The 22,684-nt window shown below is 69.3% G+C and carries 22 protein-coding genes and 2 pseudogenes; 15 read left to right on the top strand and 9 right to left on the bottom strand.

Annotated elements, in window-relative coordinates:
• Positions 1-362 precede the first annotated feature (362 nt).
• Positions 363-1,178: an alpha/beta fold hydrolase gene (locus C1J00_RS00240; protein ID WP_342751633.1), complete on the bottom strand. Its 816-nt coding sequence runs from the start codon at positions 1,176-1,178 to the stop codon at positions 363-365.
• Between the two features lie 331 nt (positions 1,179-1,509).
• On the opposite strand from C1J00_RS00240, the gene C1J00_RS00245 reads away from it, so the two are divergent.
• Both C1J00_RS00245 and C1J00_RS00250 read left to right on the top strand, forming a co-directional pair.
• Positions 1,510-1,980 (top strand): hypothetical protein, encoded by a 471-nt coding sequence (locus C1J00_RS00245; protein WP_146046107.1) that lies wholly within the window; start codon positions 1,510-1,512, stop codon positions 1,978-1,980.
• Between the two features lie 276 nt (positions 1,981-2,256).
• Positions 2,257-2,643, top strand: a complete 387-nt coding sequence (locus tag C1J00_RS00250) for a hypothetical protein (protein WP_245936106.1) — start codon at positions 2,257-2,259, stop codon at positions 2,641-2,643.
• Positions 2,644-3,014: 371 nt separating this feature from the next.
• Here the strand turns inward: C1J00_RS00250 and C1J00_RS00255 are convergent.
• Positions 3,015-3,599: pseudogene (locus C1J00_RS00255) on the bottom strand (ATP-binding cassette domain-containing protein); the annotation flags it as partial.
• 391 nt (positions 3,600-3,990) lie between these two features.
• Here C1J00_RS00255 and C1J00_RS00260 point away from each other — a divergent pair.
• Positions 3,991-5,238, top strand: a complete 1,248-nt coding sequence (locus C1J00_RS00260; protein WP_102907000.1) for an ABC transporter substrate-binding protein — start codon at positions 3,991-3,993, stop codon at positions 5,236-5,238.
• A gap of 22 nt (positions 5,239-5,260) precedes the next feature.
• On the opposite strand, the gene C1J00_RS00265 is transcribed toward C1J00_RS00260, so the two are convergent.
• Genes C1J00_RS00265 through C1J00_RS00280 form a run of 4 tightly spaced genes read right to left on the bottom strand, consistent with a single transcriptional unit; the run spans position 5,261 to position 8,891 of the window.
• On the bottom strand, positions 5,261-6,001 hold the full coding sequence (locus C1J00_RS00265; RefSeq protein WP_102907001.1) for an ABC transporter ATP-binding protein: 741 nt from the start codon (positions 5,999-6,001) through the stop codon (positions 5,261-5,263).
• Positions 6,002-6,003: 2 nt separating this feature from the next.
• Positions 6,004-6,903 carry an ABC transporter ATP-binding protein gene (locus tag C1J00_RS00270; protein ID WP_102907002.1) on the bottom strand — a complete coding sequence of 300 codons (900 nt, stop codon included), beginning with the start codon at positions 6,901-6,903 and terminating at the stop codon, positions 6,004-6,006.
• A complete protein-coding gene (locus C1J00_RS00275) occupies positions 6,893-7,885 on the bottom strand; it encodes a branched-chain amino acid ABC transporter permease (RefSeq protein ID WP_102907003.1) in 993 nt (330 codons plus the stop codon). The genes C1J00_RS00270 and C1J00_RS00275 overlap by 11 nt, the downstream gene beginning before the upstream one ends.
• A 10-nt stretch (positions 7,886-7,895) precedes the next feature.
• Positions 7,896-8,891, bottom strand: coding sequence for a branched-chain amino acid ABC transporter permease (locus C1J00_RS00280; protein ID WP_102907004.1), 996 nt, complete (start codon positions 8,889-8,891; stop codon positions 7,896-7,898).
• Between the two features lie 113 nt (positions 8,892-9,004).
• Here C1J00_RS00280 and C1J00_RS00285 point away from each other — a divergent pair, with 113 nt between their 5' ends.
• From C1J00_RS00285 to C1J00_RS00300, 3 genes are all read left to right on the top strand, one after another.
• A complete protein-coding gene (locus tag C1J00_RS00285; protein WP_102907005.1) occupies positions 9,005-10,084 on the top strand; it encodes a class I SAM-dependent methyltransferase in 1,080 nt (359 codons plus the stop codon).
• A 243-nt stretch (positions 10,085-10,327) separates the two neighbouring features.
• On the top strand, positions 10,328-10,786 hold the full coding sequence (locus C1J00_RS00290) for an SRPBCC family protein (RefSeq protein WP_102907006.1): 459 nt from the start codon (positions 10,328-10,330) through the stop codon (positions 10,784-10,786).
• Positions 10,787-11,307: 521 nt separating this feature from the next.
• Positions 11,308-12,030 carry a dienelactone hydrolase family protein gene (locus C1J00_RS00300; RefSeq protein ID WP_102907007.1) on the top strand — a complete coding sequence of 241 codons (723 nt, stop codon included), beginning with the start codon at positions 11,308-11,310 and terminating at the stop codon, positions 12,028-12,030.
• Between the two features lie 360 nt (positions 12,031-12,390).
• Here the strand turns inward: C1J00_RS00300 and C1J00_RS00310 are convergent, their stop codons facing one another.
• Positions 12,391-13,569, bottom strand: a complete 1,179-nt coding sequence (locus tag C1J00_RS00310) for a Cmx/CmrA family chloramphenicol efflux MFS transporter (protein ID WP_102907008.1) — start codon at positions 13,567-13,569, stop codon at positions 12,391-12,393.
• A gap of 475 nt (positions 13,570-14,044) precedes the next feature.
• On the opposite strand from C1J00_RS00310, the gene C1J00_RS00315 reads away from it, so the two are divergent.
• On the top strand, positions 14,045-14,968 hold the full coding sequence (locus tag C1J00_RS00315; protein ID WP_102907009.1) for a MerR family transcriptional regulator: 924 nt from the start codon (positions 14,045-14,047) through the stop codon (positions 14,966-14,968).
• Here the strand turns inward: C1J00_RS00315 and C1J00_RS00320 are convergent.
• Entirely contained in the window at positions 14,965-15,462 is a 498-nt protein-coding gene (locus C1J00_RS00320; RefSeq protein ID WP_102907039.1) for a hypothetical protein, read from the bottom strand. The two genes, C1J00_RS00315 and C1J00_RS00320, sit on opposite strands and share 4 nt — an antisense overlap.
• 243 nt (positions 15,463-15,705) lie before the next feature.
• Here C1J00_RS00320 and C1J00_RS00325 point away from each other — a divergent pair, with 243 nt between their 5' ends.
• The 4 genes from C1J00_RS00325 (at position 15,706) to C1J00_RS00340 (ending at position 18,529) form a co-directional block, all read left to right on the top strand.
• Positions 15,706-16,098 (top strand): metalloregulator ArsR/SmtB family transcription factor, encoded by a 393-nt coding sequence (locus C1J00_RS00325; RefSeq protein ID WP_102907010.1) that lies wholly within the window; start codon positions 15,706-15,708, stop codon positions 16,096-16,098.
• A complete protein-coding gene (locus C1J00_RS00330) occupies positions 16,095-16,586 on the top strand; it encodes an SRPBCC family protein (RefSeq protein WP_102907011.1) in 492 nt (163 codons plus the stop codon). The genes C1J00_RS00325 and C1J00_RS00330 overlap by 4 nt, the downstream gene beginning before the upstream one ends.
• 710 nt (positions 16,587-17,296) lie before the next feature.
• Positions 17,297-17,923, top strand: a complete 627-nt coding sequence (locus tag C1J00_RS00335) for an NAD(P)-dependent oxidoreductase (protein ID WP_102907012.1) — start codon at positions 17,297-17,299, stop codon at positions 17,921-17,923.
• 129 nt (positions 17,924-18,052) lie between these two features.
• On the top strand, positions 18,053-18,529 hold the full coding sequence (locus C1J00_RS00340; protein ID WP_102907013.1) for a tautomerase family protein: 477 nt from the start codon (positions 18,053-18,055) through the stop codon (positions 18,527-18,529).
• A 28-nt stretch (positions 18,530-18,557) separates the two neighbouring features.
• On the opposite strand, the gene C1J00_RS00345 is transcribed toward C1J00_RS00340, so the two are convergent.
• Entirely contained in the window at positions 18,558-19,142 is a 585-nt protein-coding gene (locus C1J00_RS00345; RefSeq protein WP_281262735.1) for a TetR/AcrR family transcriptional regulator, read from the bottom strand.
• A gap of 184 nt (positions 19,143-19,326) precedes the next feature.
• On the opposite strand from C1J00_RS00345, the gene C1J00_RS00350 reads away from it, so the two are divergent.
• The 4 genes and pseudogenes from C1J00_RS00350 to C1J00_RS00360 all read left to right on the top strand — a co-directional run bounded on the left by C1J00_RS00350 (position 19,327) and on the right by C1J00_RS00360 (position 22,683).
• Positions 19,327-20,001, top strand: a complete 675-nt coding sequence (locus C1J00_RS00350) for a PaaI family thioesterase (protein WP_102907015.1) — start codon at positions 19,327-19,329, stop codon at positions 19,999-20,001.
• A 61-nt stretch (positions 20,002-20,062) separates the two neighbouring features.
• Positions 20,063-20,622, top strand: a pseudogene (locus tag C1J00_RS46180) (AraC family transcriptional regulator ligand-binding domain-containing protein); the annotation flags it as partial.
• Between the two features lie 222 nt (positions 20,623-20,844).
• Complete coding sequence (locus C1J00_RS46185) at positions 20,845-21,105, top strand: helix-turn-helix domain-containing protein (protein WP_245936112.1); 261 nt, start codon at positions 20,845-20,847, stop codon at positions 21,103-21,105.
• Between the two features lie 54 nt (positions 21,106-21,159).
• The gene (locus tag C1J00_RS00360) at positions 21,160-22,683 is read left to right on the top strand and encodes a flavin-containing monooxygenase (RefSeq protein WP_102907016.1); all 1,524 of its coding nucleotides are present in this window, start codon (positions 21,160-21,162) and stop codon (positions 22,681-22,683) included.
• Position 22,684: the final 1 nt, after the last annotated feature.

Consider the following 22,684-nt stretch of genomic DNA (forward strand, 5'->3'; position numbering starts at 1 on the left):
GACACCGGCCAGGGCGACGAACAGGCCGGGTGGGGTGCACACCCCGTGGTGAGTCCGGCGTGAAACGCGTCGTGGCTGGTGGGCCCCACGGTGATGCACTGCGGCATCTCCGGGAACGTAACCGCCCTGACCTACTGGTGTCTTCCTGACATCTGTCAGGAGGACACCAGTAGCGGCCCACGACGGCTTCCGACTCACCACGGGTGCCCATGACTCTCCACCGCCCGGTCGTATGCCCTGCTCCTGCCGGCGGGGCTTCCTGCATGTCCGCCCAGCACCGGCTGCGCCAAGAGCGGCAGCGAGGCGACGAGGCAGCCTGACGAGTGGTGGTCAACGGGTGCGGATCATTGGTGGTCGGCGTGTCAGGGCAGGTGTGACAGCAGTAGCTCGGTGAGACGTTCGGGCGTACGGAGTGGCAGGTAGTGGTCGGCGTCCGGGACCGTCTCGCCGCGGGCACCGGAGATGTCGGTGACAAGTCGTCCGGCGATCACCACGATCTCCGGGTGGTCGCGGTCACCGTGGATGACCAGCGTCGGCGCGAGGATGTCTGCCAGGTGTGGTTCGGCATCACGGCCCGGGGAGAGGACGCAGTGCTGTTCGTTCACGACTCGCCGCTTGGCGTTCGAGGCGACCATCGTCTCGATGAGCTCTCCTCCGGGAGCCGTACGGCCCATGGCTGCCCAGATCGTCAGTTCCAGCTCGGCCAGGGTGGCCGTATCACGCTTGCGCCGGGCCGTGGCATAGGCCGACAACTCAGGGCGCTGCGGCCAGACGTGACCGCTGACCGAGGCACCGACCAGGGCCAGCGCGGCGACCCGCTCCGGGTGGGCGAGGGCGAAATCGAGCGCGCTCTCCCCGCCCATACTCACCCCGACCAGCGCGGCTCGACGAAGCCCGAAGTGGTCAAGTACGGCGCCCAGATCCTCGACATCGCTGAACGGCTTGCTCGGAGGTGTGGCGCCTCCCAGCCCGCGGGCGTCGTAGCGGATCACGTCGTGGTGGCGGGCCAACTCGGGAACGACGGCGTCCCACAGGCGGGAGTCCATGCCGGCACCGTGCAGTAGCACAACCGGGCTTCCGGTGCCACCACGCTCAGCCCAAAGCCGACCGCCGTCCGGGGTGGGAATGCGGACTTCCCGTGGAGGCCCGTCAGATCGTTCGTCAGCGCTGGCTATCACGTGGCGATCATTTCAGAGCGTTCAACCGGGATGCCACGTTCGAAGAGGACGCCGGCCCGGCGGCGCGTGAGCCGGCGCCTTTGGCGACCTTCATGCGCAGCCGTGCAGATATTGCCTTGGGCTCCCGGCGCGGCGGTCGGCACCCGTCGTGGAATCACCCGCCGTGACAGCGGAGACTTTCGTCAACGTGTCTGAGTGCGTCTCGGCGAATCCCCGGGGGGCATGCGTTGCCCTGACATGTGTCAGGAGTTCAGCACCCGCCCCCTCGCTAGGGTCTGTCCACGGCGCTGCCCGCAAGGTCAGCACCTTCACTTTCGACGAGGGGGAACCCATGAGTCGCTCCATGGACCGCAGGACTCTTCTGAGGTCGGCCGGGTCCGCGGCGGTAGCGGGATCGCTGGGCGCGCTGGGTGCCGCTGCGCTCGCCACACCCGCGCACGCTGCATCCGCAACGATCAACACCGACCAGGTGATGGCCACCACCAATCGCGTGACCCACGCCCCCAACCAGCGCGGAACCATCGGCATCGAGCTCCGCTCCGGCCACTACAACGGCTACCAGTACGGCTGGGGACGGCTCGTCGGGTCCGGCTGGGATCTGCGGGGCTGGATCTGGCTCGACATCAGCAGGGACGGCGGCAGAACCTGGTCCTTCGCCGACGGCACCTATCTGTCGGACGGCACCGGCTATGCGCACACGTCCGGGTGGCTCACCCAGTCCGACCCGAACTACGTGTTCAGGGCCAGCTATGACAGCAACTTCAGGGCGGTCAACCCGTACCTCCAGAGCGGAATCTGGTAGCAGCCGTCCGGTCGGCGGCGGCTCCCGGTCGCAGGCCGCCATGGGGACCGTCCCGCCCGCAGCCGTGGGCCGCCGGCAGCGGTGACCTGTCAGGGGTGCACTGCTCCGGCGCCACGGTCGATCTCGGCAGCGCGGTTCTCCAGCGGTGCAGTCCACTTCACGGAGGCCTCGTCCGAAGTCGGCGTCCACTCCACCCACTCAAAGCTTTTCGAGCGAGACCGACTCGGTGCGTCCTTGCCGGCCGCACACCACCAACTCCACCCCAGGGGGAACATTTTGAAAGCACCCACGCGCAAGCTCTCGGCCCTCGTCACCGGAGTGGCACTCACCGCACTGGGCACCGTCTTCTCCGGCACGGCCGAGGCGGCCGATCCGTGCTGGTGGGGCGATGGCGGCATGCGCATGTACTGCAACAACGTCTCCGGGGCCACCGTCTACGCCACCCCCGACACCAGCCGTCCCGTCGGCAAGATGTACTCGAACCCGAGTTGGTTCGAGTGCCGCAGGGACACCGGTGCCTACGTCGGCGGCCCGCACCCGAACCGGTGGCTCTGGACGCAGGCCGACAACGGCAAGTGGGGCTGGATGAAGGACACGGACATCTACAGCGAGACCGACCCGGTGCCCACGCACATCGGCAACGGCATCCCCCAGCCCTGCTGACTCCGGCACCTCGACCGCCCGGCCGTCTGCGAGCGTCTCATCACACTCGGAGGCGGCCGACGCGCGCTCCGGGAGTGCACGTCGATCTGCCACCAGCTCTGGGCGATCTGGGCGCAGTTCGGCTGTATCAGCCCTGCGGCCTCGCGTCCCAGCCGCGGCGACGGCCTGCTCATTCAAGCGGACAGCACTGCCGCGAGGCCCTCTTGCAGATCCTTGACGAAATACCCGGGAACCTCCAGCGACGGGAAATGTCCCCCGTTTTCGGGTGACCTCCATCGGACAATCTGCCGGTACCGCTCCTGCGCCCAGGGGCGTGGGCACTTCTCGATGTCGCGGGGATACATAGTGATGGCTGACGGGACGTCGACCCGAAGTTCGGGGGATGCGACCAGGACGCAGGCGAGTGCGAGCCGCGACAGTTCACCACCGGAGAGCGAGCCGAGCAGGCGGTCGCGGGCGATCCCGGCCAGCCCGAGTCCGTGCATGGCGGCGTCGACGCGGGCGTCCGCCTGGTATCCGCCGCGTTCCTCGTACGCGATCAGCAGCTCACCGTCCGCGTCGAGATCCTCGTCCGACGCGTCGGCGAGCGACTCCTCTGCTGCACGGAGCCTTCGCTCCATAGCGCGAAGGTCGGTCAGGGCCAGGTCGACGGCGTCCTGCACGGTGCGGGAGGGATCGAGGTCGAGGGTCTGTGCGAGGTGGCCGGTGCCGCCGGGAAAGCTGACGGTGATCTCCCCCGTGTCCGGCCGCTCGGCAGCGGCGAGCAGCCGCAGCAGTGTGGACTTGCCGGCGCCGTTCTCGCCGATGACAGCGGCCTTCTCGCCTGGGCGGACGGTGAAGGAGACCTGATCGAGGACGGTTCGGGTGCCATAGGTCTTGGTGACGTCCGTGATCGACAGCTGGGTCACGGCAGCGGAGGCGACGGTGGGCAGGGTGAAACGGGCGCGGTCGCGCATATGACTTGTCCTGGTGGCATGCGAAGGGTCTACGGGCAGCAGAGACGGCGGCATCGACCGTGCCCGGACTCAGACGAAGAAGAGGAAAGCCATACCCCCACCGTAACAAGACGGACCGTCTCGCCTCAACTCGTTTGCGGCACGCCGGGCACGAGCGCGGCGACGAGGCCGACGTCGACCGGTCGATCGCGGCGATCGCGCGACCGGCGCGGGCGTCGTAACCCTGGTGACGCTGGCCTCTTCCACACCTTCCGTATCGAGTGATCGCACCCAATCGAAAAACTGTGCGTTTCGTGCTTTTCCGGACTTCATTTGAGATCTAACCTCAAGTACAGATGGCGGGCGATGGCCGGCCAGTCGACCACCGCCGCCTGTACGAGCGGAGGCGGAGATGAAAGCGTCGATACGACGGTCCGCGATCTTCGCGAGCGCGGCCGCTCTCGCGATAGCCGTGTGCGGCACGACGGGCACCGCCCAGGCCGAGCCGGGCGATGGTGAGCTCCAGTTCGGCTACGTCCTGCCGGAGACGGGACAGCTGGCCTATCTCGGCCCGCCGCAGATCGAGTCGCTGAAGTTCGCGATAGAGAAGATCAACGATGCCGGCGGGGTCCTGGGCAAGTCGGTGCCGACCGTGGTCTCCAGTGACGAGGCGGGCCAGGAGGCCGTTGCGGCACAGTCTGCGGACAGGGTCCTGGCGGCAGGCGTGGACGCCGTCATCGGCGCTGCGGCGTCCGGCATGTCGCTGGCGTTCATCGACCGGGTGACCGGTGCGGGCGTCGTGCAGTGCTCGGGGTCGAACACCGCGCCGACCTTCACCGACTACGAGGACGACGGCTTCTACTTCCGTACCGTCCCGAGCGACGCGTTGCAGGGGCCCATCCTGGCCGATGTCGTCCGCGACGACGGTCACGACCGGGTGGCTCTGGTCGCCCGGGCGGATGACTACGGGCGCGGCCTGATGGAGGCCACCCGCGAGACGCTGGAAGAGCGCGGTGCGACGGTGACGCTGGCCGAGACCTACGACCCGAAGGCGACCAACTTCGACCAAGTCGTCCAGCAGGTGGAGAACTCCAGGCCGGATGCCGCCGTGGTGATCGCCTTCGAGGAGGGCACCCAGATTCTGCAGGGCATGATCGAGTCCGGACTCGGGCCCGACCAGATCGGCGTCTACGGCGCCGACGGACTGCGCAGCGAGGAACTGCCCTCGCTGGTCGCCCCGGGCCAGCCCGAGAGGCTCTCCGGGATGAAGGGGACCGCGCCGGCCTCGGCGTCGAACGAGCAGTACGTGAAGGACCTCCAGGAATTCGCGCCGGATCTGAAGGAGCTGCAGTTCGCACCGCAGGTGTTCGACTGCGCGACGACGATCGCGCTCGCCGCAGAGAAGGCGGAGTCCGACGATCCCGGCGACTACGTCAAGGAGATGAACGGGATCACCAAGGACGGCGAGAAGTGCAACTCCTTCGCCGCCTGCAAGGAGCTGCTCGCCGACGGCAGGGACATCGACTACGACGGTGTGAGCGGTCCGCTCGACTTCACCGACAAGGGCGAACCGGGCCAGGCGTCGATCGAGGTGTACGGCTACGACGACGAAGGAAAGCTGCAGACCCTGCGTACCGAGACCAGCAGGGCCGAGGAGTGACGAGGAGGACCGACAGCGGGAATCAGCGCACGCGGGCGAGTGTGCCGAGGTAGAGCTCGATTACCTTCTCGTCGTGCAGGAGGGCCGTGCCCGTGCCGGAGTACGCGTTGCGGCCCTGGTCGAGGACGTAGCCGCGGTCGCAGAGCTGCAAGCACCTGCGGGCGTTCTGCTCGACCATGAGCACGGCGACACCCGCACTGTTGATCATTCTGCACCGGTCGAAGACGTGGTCCTGGTGCAGTGGTGACAGGCCGGCCGACGGCTCGTCGAGCAGCAGCAGCTGCGGCTCCATCATCAGGGCCCGGGCCATCGCGAGCATCTGGCGCTCGCCGCCCGACATGGCGCCGGCCTTCTGCTTGCGGCGGTCGGCCAGCAGGGGGAAGAGTTCCTCGACCGCCGCGACCCGCCGCGTGTGGTCCTTGGGCCGTAGATAGACGCCCATCCGCAGGTTCTCCTCGACGGTCAGTGTGGGGAACACGTTCTGCAGCTGCGGCACATAGCCCACGCCCCTCCGGACCAGCTCGTGCGCGGGCTGTCCTGTCACGTCCTCGCCGCGCAGCCGCACCGTCCCGCCGCGTACCCGAAGCAGCCCGAAGACGGCCTTGACCAGGGTCGACTTGCCGGCGCCGTTGGGGCCGATCACGCCGACCACCTCGCCCGGCCGCACCTCGACGCTGCATCCGCGCAGTACATCGACGCCCGGCACGTAGCCGGCGACGATCTCGTCGGCCGCCAGCACCGGTACCTGCTCCTCTGCGGACATGGCTACTCCTCCTCGCCCTGGTCGTCGGTCGCCTCCGGTTCGCCTTGTTCGTCGGTCGCCTCCGGCTCGTCGTGCCGCTTGCCCAGGTAGGCGTCCACGACGGCGGCGTTCCGGCCGATCGTGTGCGGTGGGCCCTCGGCCACCAGGCGGCCGTCGGCCATGACGGCCACCCAGTCGCTGATGCCCATCACCACGTCCATGTCGTGCTCGACGAAGCACACCGTCAGCCCCTCGTCCCGCAGCCGCGTGATGTGTCCGAGCAGCGACTGGACCAGCGCGGGGTTCACCCCGGCCATCGGTTCGTCGAGCAGGAGCATCACCGGCCGGGTCATGAGCGCGCGGGCCAGTTCCAGCAGTTTGCGCTGCCCGCCGGAGAGCGTGCCGGCGAAGTCGTCGCGCAGGGGCCCGAGCCGGAACCGGTCCAGCAGTTCGTCGGCCCGGCGCTCGGACTCCCGCTCCTGCCCGCGCCACAGCGGTCGCAGCAGGGCGGGCAGGGCCCCTTCGCCGCGTTGCCCGGGTGCGGCGAGCAGCAGGTTCTCCAGCACAGTGAGCCGGGCGAGCGCTCTGGAGAGCTGGAACGTTCGGACCAGTCCCCGGCGCGCCACCCGGTGTGCCGGGGAGCCGGTGAGCGGCCGCCCCTCGAACGACCATCGGCCGCCGTCGGCCCGGTCGAACCCGCTCACCACGTTGAACAACGTGGTCTTTCCGGCGCCGTTGGGGCCGATGAGCGCTGTGATGACGCCACGCTGCACCTCAAGGTGCTCGACCCGCACGGCGACCAGACCGCCGAAGGTGCGGGTCACCTGGTCGAGGATCAGCAGGGGATCGGGCTTGCGCACCCCCGGCTCGGGATCGATCGCGGAGAGCCGGCCCGGGTGGGGCACGACCGGGTCAGCGGCCACTGAGCAGCATCTCCTTCCGGCTGCCGAGGATGCCCTGTGGCCGGAACGCGACCAGCAGGACGAGGGCGACCCCGACCAGGGCGAAGCGCACCGCGCCTACCTCCGAGGTGCTGATGAGGTCCGGCGAGATGTACTCCGCGCCGATGGCCTGGCGCAGCGCGCTGTCGAGGAAGCTGAGGACGAACCAGAACAGGATCGAGCCGACGACCGGCCCGAGGATCCGCCCGGCGCCCCCGAGTACGAGCAGCGTGTACAGGAAGAACGTGACGCCCGGGTCATAGTTGTCCGGGTTCACGGACTGCACCTGGATGGCCTGCATCATGCCCGCGACCGCCCCGATGACGCCGCCCAGCGCGAGGCTTTGCATCTTGTAGGCGTAGACGTTCTTGCCGAGGCTGCGCGCGGCGATCTCGTCCTCCCGGATCGACCGGATCACCCGGCCCCAGGGACTGTGGATCAGCAGGGCGAGCAGGCCTCCGACCACGAGCACCAGCGCCCATCCGACGATCATCACCCAGAGGTCGCGGGAGCTGAACCTCACGAGCCACACGCCGTAGGTGCCGGGCTCGATGGGGCTGAGTGCGTAGAAGTCGTTGGCGAAGCGCTGCAGTCCGAACACCCCGCCGGTGACCGGCTCGGCCCAGCTGGACCGGTAGAAGAGCCGTAGCGTCTCGCCCGCCGCGATCGTGGTGATCGCCAGGTAGTCGGCGCGCAGTCGCAGGGTGGGCAGGCCGAGCAGCAGGGCCAGCACGACCGCGCAGGCCATTCCGCCCAGGACGCCGAGCCACATCGGGCCGTCGTACGTCGACACGGTGATGGCCAGTCCGTAGCCGCCGACCAGCATGAAGCCGACCTGGCCGAAGTTCAGCAGGCCGGTGTAACCGAAGTGCAGGTTCAGTCCCATCGCGGCGAGCGCGTAGACGGCGGCGATGGGGCCGATTCCCGAACGCAGGGCGTCGGAGACGATGGCCGAGAAGTCCATGGCACACCCCTCACCCGACGCGTTCGGCCCGGCCGAGGATGCCCTGCGGCCGGACGAGGAGGACGAGGATGAGGACGAGCAGCGCCCACGCGTACTGCAGGTCGACCGGGAACCACAGGGTGGACATCTGGGCGACGATGCCGATGACGAGGCTGCCGACCATCGCACCGTAGGCGGAGCCGAGGCCGCCCAGGATGACCCCCGCGAACATGAGCAGCAGGAGCTTGAAGCCCATGTCCCAGGTGACGATCTCCACCAGGCCGAAGAAGACCCCGCCGAGCGCGGCCAGTCCGCCGCCGAGCATCCACACGAACAGCACCACCCGCTGGACGTCGATGCCCGACGCCTCGGCGAGGTCGCGGTTGGCGGAGACGGCCCGGACGGCCGTGCCGATCCGTGTCTTCTGCAGGAGCGCGGCGACGCCGAGAAGCACCAGCACGGCGAGCAGGGTGACGGTGAGGTCCCGCGGGGTGATACCGGCCGGACCCAGGTCGATCGTGCTCTGGATGTCGTACTGCGCGTAGGAGGCGGGACGGGTTCCGTACAGCACGAGGACGACGTGGCGCAGCAGCAGCGAGAGTCCGATGGTGACGATGAACATGTTGATCAGCCCGGTGCCCCGGGCCCGCAGCGGGCGCCAGATGCCGCGATCGACCGCGCCGCCCAGCAGGGCGCCGAAGACCACCGCGGCGAGGGCTGCGGGGATCAGATGCCACCCGGGACCGGCCGGGGAGACGTTGAGGAAGAAGGCGAAGGTGGCGCCGATGGTGACGAACTCACCGTGCGCGAAGTTGATCAGGTGGATGGTGCCGAAGATCAGCGAGAGTCCCACCGATGTGATCGCGATGATCACTCCGAACTGGATACCGTCGATCAGCGCCTGCAGGGCGCGCGCGGCGAACGTGGGCCCGCGCGGGACTTCCTCACCCTGTGCCTGCGCGGAGGTCGCGGGCACCATCACGAGGACCAGGGCGAGGACCGGTACGAGCATCCGCTGATGACGCATGATGGTTCCGGTATGTCACGGACATCCCCAATGAGCTCAGTGTAGATACAGGTCGGGGCGGTGACACAGGCAGCGGGCCACAGATGTGTCCCATGGGAAGCAGGGGGTGCGGGATGGGCGACAGCGGCAGCCTCGCCGGTGCCTACAGCGACGACAGCGTGCTCTTCCGGGTCCTGAAGCACCTCGGCTGGGGCGACCTGGCCAACATCGGCTACTTCACGCTGCCCACCCTTCCGGTCGCGGCCCTGGCGGGGCCGGTGTTCTTCCAGCGCCGTCTGGCCCGCCGGTCGCTGGGACTGCTGAATGCCCGGCCCGGGCAGCTCGTCCTGGATGCCGGGTGCGGTCGCGGTGACACCACGGCGCGGCTCGGCGCCGCCGGATGCCGGGCACTGGGGGTGGACATCCAGCCCTCGCAGATCGACCGGGCCCGTCGCCGCTTCGGCAGCCGCTCAGGCGCGCGCTTCGCCGTCGCCGACGCGACGGCTCTGCCACGGCAGGCGGCGGACATTCCGCTCCAGGACGGCTCCTTCGATTGCGTGCACTGCCTGGAAGCCGCCTTTCACTTCGGCCATGAAGGCCGTGAGTCGTTCCTGAGCGACAGCTTCCGACTGCTGCGCCCCGGCGGGCGGCTCGTCCTCGTGGACGTCACGTCCCGCATGGATCAGCCGATGGAGACCCTCGACCCGAACGGCCTCGTACGCCGCACCTGGCGCTTCGACGACATCGAACCGTGCGAGCGGTACCCACTGATGGCATCCGCCGCCGGCTTCGGCACGTACCGGATCCTCGACTGGACGACTCCCGTGCTCCACAGGGCGGCCGAACTCTCCGCCCTGTTCGCCCGCTTCGCGTCCACCCGGGCCGGCCGACGGGCCCTGTGCGTGCGGTGGCCCGGCCTGAGGGAGCTCGACGCCCGCGAGTGGGACGAGGTCATCGCCGTCGTCCGGGCTCACCAGGCCATCGGGCGCGTCACGCGCTACACGGCGTACGTCTTCGGTAAACCCGCCCGGGAAACCGGGCGGGGCGCTCGCCGTACGGTGGGGAGGGCGGGAGGCTGCTCCAGCACGACGTGGACACCCATTGCGTCATGGGACCGAGCGCACGCCAAGGACGCACTGAGCGGCAGCAGGAGCACCTGGGACCGGAACGGACGCGCCAACGCATCGGGTTCAGCCGCCCGGGTGGCCTCTTGACCGATCATCGTGCTCGCTGCCCCGGAACGACGGGCGACGCGACGTCCGACGCGGTGGCGCGAACCGTACCCAGGCTTCTTTGATCGCTCCGGGGGCTTCCTTGATCGCTCCGGGCCGGAACACCGATGGCCCGCTTCTCGCCTCGCGGGATGCACGGCGCTCCCGTAGGGTCTCGATGCCGTTACGGCAGGACGCACTGACGGCCCTTCACGACCGCGCGGACCAAGTGCCCGGAGAGCCCTCATGTCAGGACAGTTCGAAGCGACCACAGAGATCGACCGGCCCATCGAGGCAGTGTTCGACTACCTCGCCGACGGGCGCAACGACCCACAGTTCAGCCCCCGTGTGCTGAGGATCGAGCGGGTTCCGCAGACGCCGACCGTCGTGGGAACGGTCTTCCGCAGCACGGTCAAGGACGCCGGGGTGAAGACGGCCAGGGAGCTCCGTATCACCGAGCTCGAAGCCCCGGCGCGGATGCGGTGGACCGAGGTGTCCAAGAACAGCGTGGCGGTGACCGAGGGCGGTTACGACCTGGAGCCGCTGGCCGACGGCAGGACGCGGGTCCGTCTCCACAACGTTCTGGAGGGCCACGGACTCGGCAAGCTGCTCGTCGGCCTGGCGCTCACCGCCGCCCGCAAGGACGCGCCCGCCTTCGCGGCCCGGATCAAGGCAGCGGCCGAGGCGGCGATCCCGCCGCGTTGACCGAGTCCGGGCGGGACGGCCAGGTCGGTGAGGTAGCCGTCCACGGCGTCCTCCATGCACGGTCCGCTGGTGACGTTGCCTGGCCGTGGCCCTCGTAGGTGAGGAGCCTGCCGCCCACGGGTAGCCGGTGGCGGGGTCGTGCAACGCGTTGGACACCAGGACCGGCGGGGCACCGCGTGCGTCCAGGCGGTGCTGCGGGTCGGCGGTCGGCGCTCCCACGACGGTTCTGCCCCTTGACCGCATGGATGCTCCTCGTGAAGAGAGTGCTCGTGTCAGGTGTGCGGACAACGCGGCGGCACTCCTCGCCGAGGTACCCGGAGGCTTGGATCCGGTCATGGAGTCTGCGCGATAACCGGTGGCGGGCCATGGCGACCGTTGCTACTCTCCCGGAGGCCGTGCGAGAGAACGAGGAGGTGGTACCCGTGAACGCAGTGTCGACATGGGTGCTCCCCTCCGGGGTCACGGTCGGGCGATAGGTCGTCCGGGAGCGCCGTTCACGCGCCCTCCCGAAAGGCACGACCGTGCAATTCACTTCCGAACAGCGCCTCGACGACGGGGTCCTCGAGCGCGAATTCACCCTCGACGAGATCCCCGGCACCCTGTGGACGCCTGGATCCGCACAGGCCCCACTGGTCCTGATGGCCCACAACAACGGCCTCCCCAAGGCGCAGCCCCGGCTGGTGGCCCGGGCCCGGTACACCGCGGCGCGCGGCTACGCGGTGGCCACCATCGACGCCGCCGGGTGCGGTGACCGTCCCCGTTCCGCCGCGGACGAGCAAGCCCGTGCCGAGCTCCGGCGGGCGTTGCACACCGGCGAGCCGGCCGACGAGATCTTCGAGTCATTCATCGGCCCGCTGGTCGAGAACGCGGTCCCGGAATGGCTGACCACTCTGGACGCCCTCCTCGAACTGCCCGGGATCGGCGGCCCGGTCGGGTACTCCGGGGGATGGACCGCCCTCGGCATTCGGCTGGCGGTGGTCGAACCGCGCATCGCGGCCGCAGGCTTCTTCGCCGGGGGGTACGTGCCCCGTGCCCAGCGCGAGGAGGCCCGGCAGGTCACCGTTCCGCTGCTGTTCCTGCTGCAGTGGGACGACGAGGGGAACCCTCGGCAACGGGCCCTGGACCTGTTCGACGCCTTCGGCAGCAAGGAGAAGACGCTGCACGCCAATCCGGGAGGGCACACCGGCACCCCGTGGTTCGAGCTGGAGGACGGATGCCGTTTCCTGGACCGACACCTGAAGTGAGGCCGGGCCGTCGGGTGAGCAGCACGCGGTAGGTGGTGCGTCCGGGATGCCGTCATCGGGAACAGGTCCCGGCACTTCTCGATGGCGGCGGCCGGCAGGTGCACAACCTGCGCGATCGCGAAGACGACGTCGGGCGGGGTCTGGGCCGGTGAGGAGTGCGGGACGCTGGAGCGGTCCCGCGGCCCGGCCTCGCCGGTACTGGTCGTAGCGGTTCTTCCACTTGGACAGGCAGGCGCGGGAGACGCCGGCCTCGGCGGCCGTGTGGGCGATCGGTCAGCTGCCATGTGGGCGATCAGACGGCTGCGGCAGCGTTCGATGAGCCTTCGGCGTCCCTCATGTTCAGGAGGGTGTTCGCATGTGTCACGGGAACATCTCGGCGCTACGGGCGGCCGCGACCACAGTGCGAAAGGGGAATGTGATGAGCAGTGTGATGGCAACCAGGAGCCCGCTTGCCCACAGCGGCCCGAGGCTGCCGACCGCGGTACTGAGGGTGGTTGCGGCGATGAGGGGGCCGATGGCGGCGCCGACGTTGAGTGCCGCGGTCGCATACGACCCGGCCATGGTGGGGGCTTCCGCGGCCTCGTAGAGGACCCGTGTGATCAGGGTGCTGCCCAGCGCGAACGACAGGGCGCCCTGCACGAACACGAGGGTGAACAGGGCGACCGGCTCGTTGGCCAGCACCGCCAGGACCGGCCAGCCGATGAGCAGCAGCGGGCCGCCGACCGCGATGACCAGACCGGGACGCTGGTCGGACAGCCGGCCGGCGACGGTGACCCCGGCGAAGGAACCGGCGCCGAAGAGCACCAGAACGACAGAGATCCACAACTCGCCCAGCCCGGCGGTGTCGGTCACGACGGGGGCGAGGAAGGTAAAGCTGCCGAACGTGGCTGCGTTCACCAGCGCGCCGAGCAGCATCATCAGCATCAATGGCGGCCTTGTGAGCTGGGCGAGCTCTGCTTGCAATGCCGGCCCGCCAGTCGCCTCTTCTTGCACACGGCCGGCCGGTATTGCCTGCACGATGCCGAGAGCGGCTGGCAGGCAGAGAGCGGCGACAGCCCAGAATGTGGCCCGCCAGCCGAGCACCGTGCCGAGTACCGACCCGCCGGGGACACCGGCGATCGTGGCCACCGTCGTGCCCGACAGCAGCACGGCCAGCGCACGTCCCTTCTTGTCGGGTGAGACCAGTGTGGCTGCAGCCGTCAGAGCGACGGCGAGGAACCCTGCGTTCGCGAGCGCGGCGACGACCCGGGTGGCGAACAGGACCGGGAAGCTGGTGGTGATGGCGCCCACGGCGTGAGCTGCCGCGAAAGTGAGGATGAACGCGAGAAGGCTGGAGCGCCTGGGCCAGTTGCGGGCAAGCGCGGCCACAAGGGGAGCACCGACGACCATGCCGACCGCGAAGGCCGAGGTGAGCGTGCCTGCTGTCCCGACTGTGACGTCGAGATCCGAGGCGATGTCCGGCAGGAGGCCGGCGAGCATGAACTCCGAGGTGCCCATGGCGAAGACCGCTATGGCAAGCAGATACAGCGGGAGAGGCATCGAGTGGCTCCGGGGTGAGAGAAGCACGAGAAGGTCATCTCGTCACCGCGGCCAGCCCTACGGACATACTCGCGCCCGGCCGCAGAATGCGGCGCGACGACAGGGCTACGAGCTCAGTGGTTCAGGGGGCTGACGGCGTGACCGAAAGCCCCCACCCTGTCTGACTCAGGACTCGACATGGCCCGCACGGTACCCGACTGATGCACGCCAAGGCACCTTGGTTTCACCGGCCTTGGCGTGCTTGCGGTTCGGTTCGAGGCGACGGTTCAGGTCGCGGCGAGTCATCAGTGGCTGTGAACCCTCAGCCTGCCGTCGTGCGGATGCCACAGCAGGAAAGGACGGCCCTGCGATCATTACGGAGGAAGGACGCATTTCTTGGCACAGGGCGGAGCGGCGTGTATGAGGTTGCACCTTCCGTAGCGGCATGTGGTCCGGTGGACTTACGTCCCGATGCCTTGAGGAAAGGTCCCTGCTCGTGCATTCGTCCTTCATGCCACCCCGCAAGGTCAAGATCGGTGACGCGGCGGCCTTCGCCGGCATCACGCCACGGGCGATTCGCCATTACCACGAGATCGGGCTGCTCCCCGAGCCTGAGCGGGGCGGCGATGACCGCCGCCGCTACGGGTACGAGGACATGATCCGCCTGCTGTGGATCAGGAAGACGGCCGACGCCGGGATCGCCCTGGACGACATCCGTGACGCCTTCACCACCGGCACGGCCTCCGCCGGTGCGGACAGCGGAGAAGGTATCGCGGGCATCCTGGAGCGGCTGGAGGAAACCCTCGCCGAGCAGGAGGCGGAATTGCGGCGGCAACGGACCGCCGTGCAGCGGATGCGCACCCAAGGCAGCCGGATGGGCCTGCTCTCCGACTTCGTCACCGAACGCCTCAAGGGCCTGCCCGAGGGCTCCCTGCGTCAGACGGACCTGGACAGTCTGCTGGTCACTGAGCGGATCTTCGGCCCGCTCGGCGCGGCCGTCCAGGCCACCCGCTTCGTCGCCCTGGCCACGCATCCCACTCTGCGGGAGGAATCCGACCGCATCGACGACGCCGAGGAGGCACTCGATGACAGCGTCGCCGTCGATGATCCACGGGTGGCTCAAGTGGCCGTCGAGCGGCACGCCTTCGAAAGCGCCCTCCAGACCGTCATCGAGGAGTCCGGCCTGGATGAGGACGACGATGCCCTCTTCGACGCCTGGGACACTCTGCACGCCACTACCGCCGATGACGGCGAGGACGAGGCCGACCTCAGCTCAGGCAGGCGGGAGGCTGACTCCATGAGCGCGTTCGAAGCCGTCGGCAAGATGCCGTACGACTTCTCCCAAGCCCGCCTGCGCTGTATGGAACTGGTCGAAGAACTCTTCGCCCAGGACTCACCCGCTACCTGTGACACGGCCTAGCCGCTCCGGCCAGGGGCCCGATGCCGGCTTGCGTACGACCATGTCACCGCGGTCATCAGGACCGGGACGGCGACCAGCGGAGCGAATGCGAGGCCCCAGACGGTCTGTGCCGTGCCGCTCGACATGTACGTCCGGCTCTCGACGGTGAAGGCGATCACGAGCTGCCACAGTGCCACCAGGACCAGGACGGCCGACGCGGTCCAGGCCAGCGCGGCAAGGGTCCTGGGCCGCAGCGGCCGCCACCGGTCGCTGACGAGGAGCAGCGGGAACAGGGCGGCCAGCTCGGTGAAGACGGAGAGGCTGACGACGTACGCGATCCCCCATCCCGGAATGTCGTACGCGTCCCTCAGGACCTGGTCGCTGTAGCCGACATAGATCCCGGACGCCATGGCGATGCGCCACAGGCCGGACGGGACGGCGCACAGCGCCATGGCATGGGCGGCGCGGCGGGCCCAGACGGGCGCGGCGGGGACAGAAGCGGTGGCTGCGGTCATGACCACATGCTGTCCAGGACCACGGCAGCCGCGCGTCGTGCGCAGCGGCGGTCCGTCCTCCGCCGTGCGGCGGAGGACGGACCCACCGAGGTACCGGAGTGCACCGGCCGCCGTCGTGTCAGGAGGGTCGGCGCCGGTCTCCGGACGGCGATCGCGCTCGGACATCGGCGTGTTGACGGACCTCGTGGAGGGGACCGCGGGGTCGGCCACCATGATGCGTAACCTATAGGTTACGCTTCTGGTGTGGACGCACTGAGCGAGGTAGCCGACGCCATCGCCGATCCCGTGCGCCGGGAGATCCTGATGATGTTGCGCGCCACCCCGCTGACGGCAGGCGACATCGCTGCCCGGTTCGCCATCAGCCGGCCCGCGGTCAGCCGCCATCTGCGCGTACTGCGGGAGAGCGGCCTGGTCGAGGACCAGCAGATCGGACGCCATCGGCGCTACTCGCTCGTCCGCTCCCCGCTGAATGACCTCGCCGCCTGGCTCACTCAATTCGACGCCCAGCGTGTCGGCTGGTCGCAGCGTCTTGCGGCGTTGGAGACCGAGGTCTACCGCACCCGCCGGGACCGCAGTCGGGCTGAGCACACCGACGATCGGCACACCGCACGCCACGCCGAGGAGGACACGGCATGACCCTTGAGCCCACCGGACGAGTCATCCCCACGCCTACGGGGTACGACCTCGTCCTCACCCGCACCTACCGCGCCCCCGCCGACGACGTCTGGGCGAGTGTCACCGAGCCGGAGCGCGCTGCCCGCTGGTTCGGCCCGTGGCGCGGCCAGGCGGCGCCCGGCAGCACTGTCGAGGTGCAATTGGCCTTCGAGGAGTCGGCGCCCTGGTGCCCACTCCGGATCGAAGCCTGCGAACCACCGCGCCGACTCGCCGTCTCGATGGAGGACGAGGCCGGCTCCTGGTCGATGGAGCTGCTGCTGGCCGAATCCGACGGCACCACCGAACTCCGCCTGGTCCAGCATCTCGCCTCGACAGAGCACCTCGGCGAGACCGGCCCGGGCTGGGAGTACTACCTGGACATGCTCACCGCCGCGCGCACGGGCGGGCCACGGCCTGACTTCGAGGACTACTACCCGGCACAGAAGGCGTACTTCGAGTCCCTGGCCTGAGCCTGACGGTTCACCTCGACGCTTGACCGTCGCGGCGTACGTCATCACGGAGGCCGTCCCGCCAAACCCTGGCGGGCTGACGGGCTCGGCCGGCTGTCGGAGCGGCCTGAACAGCGTGCGCCAAGGGTTCGACGGCGCTGAGGGTTCGACGGCGCCGAGGAGAGAAGTCATGAGTGGGTGGGCTGGGGTTGGCTGGAATCTGGCCTTCTGGGTCGCCGCTGTGCTGGTGGCATGCAATTACCGTGATGCCGCATGGCGGATCCACAGCTTCATCACGAACACATCGGGCAGCAATCGGCTCCTGACACCAGTGGTGATCAGGTTCACCTGCGGTGCTCTGGCCACCGTTCGATGGTGAGCCTGGCGGCTGGCATCTGGCCGTAGACCTGCAAACACCCGGCGGTGCGGGTGCCTCCGACGTGAGCGGACCCCGGCAGGGGAAGCCGGCAGGCTGCTGTCCGGTCGGGCAAGGATCTGGGAGGCAGGCCGGAAAGGAGCGGCCGGAGCCGCAGGAAGGCCGGAGGCGCCGGGATACTTCCGTCCCCGCCATACCGGAATCCCGCCTTGCTAACCGGACACATGTCCGCTACCTTCGCGGTAACGGACAGCTATCCGGTTCGGCTGCCTGTCGTCGCGGTACACCTGCGGCCGCCGACGCCACAGACGTACGCCACCCCGGCCCCCGCCCGCTCACGGAAGATCCCCTTGCCATGAAACTGCTCATCCTCGGTGCGACCGGGCCCACGGGTCGCCATGTCGTCGACCTGGCCCTGCGGTCCGGCGACTCGGTCACAACCCTCGTACGCGACCCATCGGCTCTGGGCGACCTGACCGAGAAGGTCACGCCGTTCACCGGCGACGCCACCTCGCACCGCGACATCGTCGCCGCCGCGGCCGGGCAGGACGCGATCGTCTCCGCGCTCGGCAGAGGCAGCTCGGTGCGCGCCGACGGCCTCTTCACGCAGGCTTCGGCGGCAGTGATCGGCGCGGCCAAGGAAGCGGGTATCTCCCGCCTGGTGTGGCTGTCGTCGTTCGGCGTCGGTGAGACGTTCGACCGGTCGAGCGCCGCCCAGAAGACGATCTTCCGCACCCTGCTGCGGTCGATCTACGCGGACAAGCGGATCGCGGACGACCGCATCCGCTCCAGCGGGCTGGACTGGACCGTGGTCTACCCGACCCGGCTGACCCACGGACCCGCCAAGGGCACGTACAGCGCGGATGACCGTTTGCCGATGAAGGGCAACCCGACCATCAGCCGCGCGGACGTGGCCGCCTTCATGCACCAGGCGGCACACGGCAGCGAGTGGCTCCACCGCAGCCCCGTGATCAGCGACTGACGCCTGCGTCCCAGCCGGCCTTCCAGTCATTGGCCTGCCGCGCACCACCCCCTTGGCGGCCCATCCCTATGACAGTCGTTATAGAGGCGGGTACACTGCCGTTCATAACGACTGTCATAGGAGGACGCCGTGACCATCATCACCGTGAACACGCCCAAGGGGCGCCTGAGCCTGGCGCAGCGCCGAGAGCTGGCCGAGACGCTGACGGACGCGGTACTGGTGCCCGAGGTGGGCCGGTTCGCTCCGGCCGCGCGGCCCGGTTTCCAGGTGCACTTCGTCGAACGCGAGCGGGACATGATGGCCATCGGCGGCAAGCTACTGGCGGACGCCGACCCCGGACTCGACGTCATGGTGATCGATCTCGCGGTCATGGACGCGGCCTGGCAGCCGGAGGTGCGGGCCGAGGTCATCGAGCGCGTGCTGGCCGCGCTGGCGGCGGCCTGCGGTCTCGACAAGCCGGCCCCGGGCTGGTGGGTCAACTTCCGGGTGATCGACGAGGGCAGCTGGGGCTCGTCCGGCGGTGTGCTGTCGATCCTGCCGCTGCTTCAGAGCGGAGTGTTCACGGAGGAGCGGGTCATGGCGGTCCGTGCCGCACTGGGCGCCTGAACTCCGGGCTGTCGAGCGCGAGCCCGGGTCAGTCCTCGACCGCGGCGAGGATGAGCGTCCGCAACTGCTCGGCGGTGCGATCGAGGGGCTCGGTGCTGCGCTTGGCACGGCACATGGCCACCGTTCCCTCGACGGCCGCGACGATGAGCGTCGCGAGGTTCGCCGCCCGCTCAGGCTCGGCACCGTGCTCACGCAGGGAGTCGGCGAGCAGTCCCTCCCATGTGGTGAAGACGTCGGCGGCCGCCGCGAGGGCGGCGGACGTCCGGCCGGCGGCCGGCTCCTCGATGGAGACCGCGAGGACGGGGCAACCGGCCCGGAAATCGCTGTCGACGACGATCTTGCGCCACAGAGCGAGGAAGGCCTGCAGACCGGCGACCGGACCGGCCTGCAACTCCTTGCGCAGGCTGCGCGCGGTCCACTCGCCGGTGTAGCGCACGGCCTCGGTGACCAACTGCTGCTTGCCCTCGGGGAAGTAGTGGTACGTCGAACCCAGCGGCGCCCTGGCGTGCTTGGCCGTCTCGCGAATGCTCGTCGCGTTCAGACCACGCCTACTGATCATGTCTGCCGCACCCGCCACGATCCGATCGCGCGCCGACGGACTGGACTCGCTCACCCGGAACCCCTCCCGAACTTTGCTATAACGATTGTCATAGCCTACGCCATCGTCTCCTTCAGCGACTTCACAACCCTGCCGCGTCATCGAGACGGACCGACAAACGTCCCTCAAGCCCGTCCTCGTCCGGGCGGACGGCTGACCACACCACCCGGACCTCGCCCCCCACGCCCGGAGAAGCCCGATGCACATACCCCTCGCCGAACCGCCCGCAGCTGCGGGAGCCGAGCACCTGGAGCAGCAGCAGGCGGCCATCACCCGCCTGGGACACGAACTGCGCGCCTTGGTGGAAGCCACGGTCCGCACCGCCGCCTCGGCCGACACCCTCCACCGCGTGGCGGACGGCGTCCGTCACGTCACCGGCCAGCTGACCGGGCGACGGCGCGCCCGAACGGAGATCCCCGAAGTGGACGGGTTCCCCGGGGGACCAAGGATGTACAGCCCCGTTGTCGGAGCAGGCAGCCCGCTGGCCCCGCCCGTGCGCATCACGCCCACCGATGACGGCCTGATCGGTCACTGCACGCTGGGCATCGCCCACGAAGGCCCGCCCGGCTACGGCCACGGCGGCATGAGCGCCATGCTCCTGGACGAACTCATGGGCCAGGCCTGCACCGCCGCCGGAACGCCCGGTCTGACCGTCTCCCTCCAGATGCGCTACCACCAGCCCATCCCGCTGGAGACACCCCTGCGCATCGTCGGACGCGTCACCGGCACGGACAAGCGCAAGATCTTCGCGGCCGGGACCATCACCACCCAGGCGGACCCTTCCACAGACCTGGTCACAGCGGACGCTGTCTTCATCACCCCCGACCCCGACCGGACCCGCGCACTGTTCCCCGGCCTCGAGGAAGAGGCATGACAGCGCACCCAGCGCTGGAAGGTCGTACGCGCGACTCCGGCCCCGACGAAACGGTTGACGCATGCAGACGGAGATCCGGGCCGCCGCGATCCGCGGCATCGATCGTCTGATCGACGACCTCGGTGGCGACGGGGAGGCGCTACTGGCCGAGTTCGGTGTTTCGCCCTCCGATCTGAACTCCGAGCAAGGCCTGTTGCCGACGGTGACGGCAGGGCGGATCCTGCGAAGGGCCACGAGGAGATTCAACTGCCCGGATCTCGGCTGCGCCTGGCGGCGTACCAGGACATGTCGATGCTCGGCCCGCTGGCTCTGGCGGTGGGGAACTGCGACACCGTCGGAGAGGGGCTGGACTGCGCGTCGCGGTTCCTGTACGTGCACAACCAGGGCATTCGTCTGTCGCGGACGCAGGATCCCGAACACTACGCGGGGGTGGGGGCCGTCGAATACCGGATGCTGCATCCGGACATCCCGTACGAGCCGCAGACGATCGACGCCGGTCTGGGGCTGCTGCACCGCAATCTCATCACCATGAGCGGGGGGTACGAGCTGCTCGGGGTCCACCTGCCCCATCCCCCGCTCGCGGACGAGTCGGTGTACACCGACTTCTTCGGCGCGCCGGTCCGCTTCGACACCGGTCGCGCCCTGCTGCGGGTGCCCACGAAGCTCTTCGCACAGCCGATGTCGACGCCGGTCAATCCCGAACTGCGGCGGATGGTCGTGGAGTACCTGGAGGCGCACTACACCGATCCGCGTGAGAGCGTCGTGACCACGGTGCGGTCGGCGGTCAACCGCGCCCTGGGCACGGTCCCGGCGCGGATCGATCTGATCGCCAAGTGGCTGCACATGCACCCGCGCACGTTGCAGCGCCGACTCGCGCAGGAGGGCACCTCGTTCCAGGCGATCGTGGACGACGTCCGCAAGAACGCGGCGCACCGGCTGCTGACGGGGACCGACATGCCGTTCTCCCAGATCGCGTCACTGGTGGAGCTGGCCGGACAGGCTGCCCTCACGCGTGCGGCGCGCCGCTGGTTCGGCAGGACCCCGACACAGGTTCGCCGTGACGCCAGGTGCGCATCCACCGCATCGCATGTCGCGCGGAGTTAAATTTGTCGCCCAGGGCAAAGCGGCGTCTTCGGGGCGCTTCCATACTCGGGTGCCATGACCAGTACCCCCCGCCCCGCCTCACTGCCCGGTCATGTCGACGTACTGATCGTCGGCGCGGGCATCTCCGGGATCGACGCCGCGTTCCGAGTGCAGTCACAGTGCCCCGATCGCTCGTACGCCGTGCTGGAGGCCCGCGAGTCCCTGGGCGGGACGTGGGATCTGTTCCGGTATCCGGGAGTCCGTGCGGACTCCGACATCTACTCGCTCAGTTTTCCTTTCCAGCCCTGGACCGGTGAGAACTCCATGGCCGACGGGGACGAGATCCTCGACTACCTGCGGCGCACCGTGGAACGGTTCGGCATCGACCGCCACATCCACAGCGCCACGAAGGTGGTCGCGGCCGACTGGTCCGGCGAGACGGCCCGTTGGAGTGTGACCGTCGAGCAGCACGGGGGTGAGGACGGGCCGCGGCGGTCCACCGTGACCTGCTCGTTCCTCTACCTGTGCACCGGCTACTACGACTACGAGCGCGGGCACGACCCGCAGTTCCCGGGCATCGAGTCCTTCGCCGGGACGGTGGTGCGTCCGCAGTTCTGGCCCGAGGGGCTCGAGCACACGGACAAGCGTGTCGTCGTGATCGGCAGCGGCGCCACCGCGATCACCATCGTCCCCGCGATGGCCCGCGACGCGGCCAAGGTGACCATGCTGCAGCGCACACCGACCTGGATCAGCGCGTTGCCGCTGCGCGACCGGTTCGCCGCCCGCGTCCGACGGCGGCTGCCCGCCGGGCCGGCGCACCGGGTCATCAGGGCACGCAACGCCGCCTTCTCCAACGGCTTCTACCACTACTGCCGGCGCTTCCCGGACCGCGCGCGGACGCTGCTGACCAAGGCCGCCACGCGACGGATCGGCGAGGAGGCGGTGCGCGAGCACTTCACCCCGTCGTACGCGCCGTGGGACCAGAGGGTGTGCATCACGGCCGACGCGGACCTGTTCAAGGCGATCAAGCGCGAGGAGGTCGAGGTGGTCACCGATCACATCGACCGCTTCGTCGCGGAGGGCGTGCGGCTGCGGTCGGGCAGAGTGTTGCCGGCCGACATCGTGGTGACGGCGACCGGGCTGCGCATGCTGGCGTTCGGCCACGTCGCGGTGAGCGTCGACGGCGAGCCGGTCGAGCCCTCACGTCACCTGCTGTGGCGGGGCACCATGCTCAGCGACGTGCCGAACTTCGCGCTCTGCTTCGGCTACGTCAACCTGTCCTGGACCATGCGGGCGGATCTCACGGCGCGGCTGCTGTGCCGCATCCTCAATCACATGCGCCGCGCGGACCTCGCCGCGGTCACCCCGCCCGCGGAGCGTGGCGTCCGGGAGCAGCCCATGATCGAGCTGGCGTCCGGCTACGTCCAGCGGGGCGTCCAGGGCTTCCCCCGGCAGGGCCACCGCACCCCGTGGCGGATGCACCAGACGTATCTGCTGGACACCCTCGACATCGCACGTGCGAGCCTCGGCCGCGAGTTGCACGGCGTGCCTCGCGCATCGGTGCGGCCGGCCGGCGACGACACCCGGCCGGGAGGCTGAC

Source organism: Streptomyces cahuitamycinicus (assembly GCF_002891435.1).
Lineage (GTDB): Bacteria > Actinomycetota > Actinomycetes > Streptomycetales > Streptomycetaceae > Streptomyces > Streptomyces cahuitamycinicus.

Excerpts from the sequence above, each read along its gene's own strand:
- C1J00_RS00320 (WP_102907039.1), bottom strand. The coding sequence starts at position 15,462 with ATGACCGCAGCCACCGCTTCTGTCCCCGCCGCGCCCGTCTGGGCCCGC.
- C1J00_RS00290 (WP_102907006.1), top strand. The coding sequence starts at position 10,328 with ATGTCAGGACAGTTCGAAGCGACCACAGAGATCGACCGGCCCATCGAG.
- C1J00_RS00275 (WP_102907003.1), bottom strand. The coding sequence starts at position 7,885 with ATGGACTTCTCGGCCATCGTCTCCGACGCCCTGCGTTCGGGAATCGGC.
- C1J00_RS00330 (WP_102907011.1), top strand. The coding sequence starts at position 16,095 with ATGACCCTTGAGCCCACCGGACGAGTCATCCCCACGCCTACGGGGTAC.
- C1J00_RS00335 (WP_102907012.1), top strand. The coding sequence starts at position 17,297 with ATGAAACTGCTCATCCTCGGTGCGACCGGGCCCACGGGTCGCCATGTC.
- C1J00_RS00310 (WP_102907008.1), bottom strand. The coding sequence starts at position 13,569 with ATGCCTCTCCCGCTGTATCTGCTTGCCATAGCGGTCTTCGCCATGGGC.
- C1J00_RS00280 (WP_102907004.1), bottom strand. The coding sequence starts at position 8,891 with ATGCGTCATCAGCGGATGCTCGTACCGGTCCTCGCCCTGGTCCTCGTG.
- C1J00_RS46185 (WP_245936112.1), top strand. The coding sequence starts at position 20,845 with ATGCACCCGCGCACGTTGCAGCGCCGACTCGCGCAGGAGGGCACCTCG.
- C1J00_RS00260 (WP_102907000.1), top strand. The coding sequence starts at position 3,991 with ATGAAAGCGTCGATACGACGGTCCGCGATCTTCGCGAGCGCGGCCGCT.
- C1J00_RS00360 (WP_102907016.1), top strand. The coding sequence starts at position 21,160 with ATGACCAGTACCCCCCGCCCCGCCTCACTGCCCGGTCATGTCGACGTA.
- C1J00_RS00350 (WP_102907015.1), top strand. The coding sequence starts at position 19,327 with ATGCACATACCCCTCGCCGAACCGCCCGCAGCTGCGGGAGCCGAGCAC.
- C1J00_RS00245 (WP_146046107.1), top strand. The coding sequence starts at position 1,510 with ATGAGTCGCTCCATGGACCGCAGGACTCTTCTGAGGTCGGCCGGGTCC.
- C1J00_RS00265 (WP_102907001.1), bottom strand. The coding sequence starts at position 6,001 with ATGTCCGCAGAGGAGCAGGTACCGGTGCTGGCGGCCGACGAGATCGTC.
- C1J00_RS00285 (WP_102907005.1), top strand. The coding sequence starts at position 9,005 with ATGGGCGACAGCGGCAGCCTCGCCGGTGCCTACAGCGACGACAGCGTG.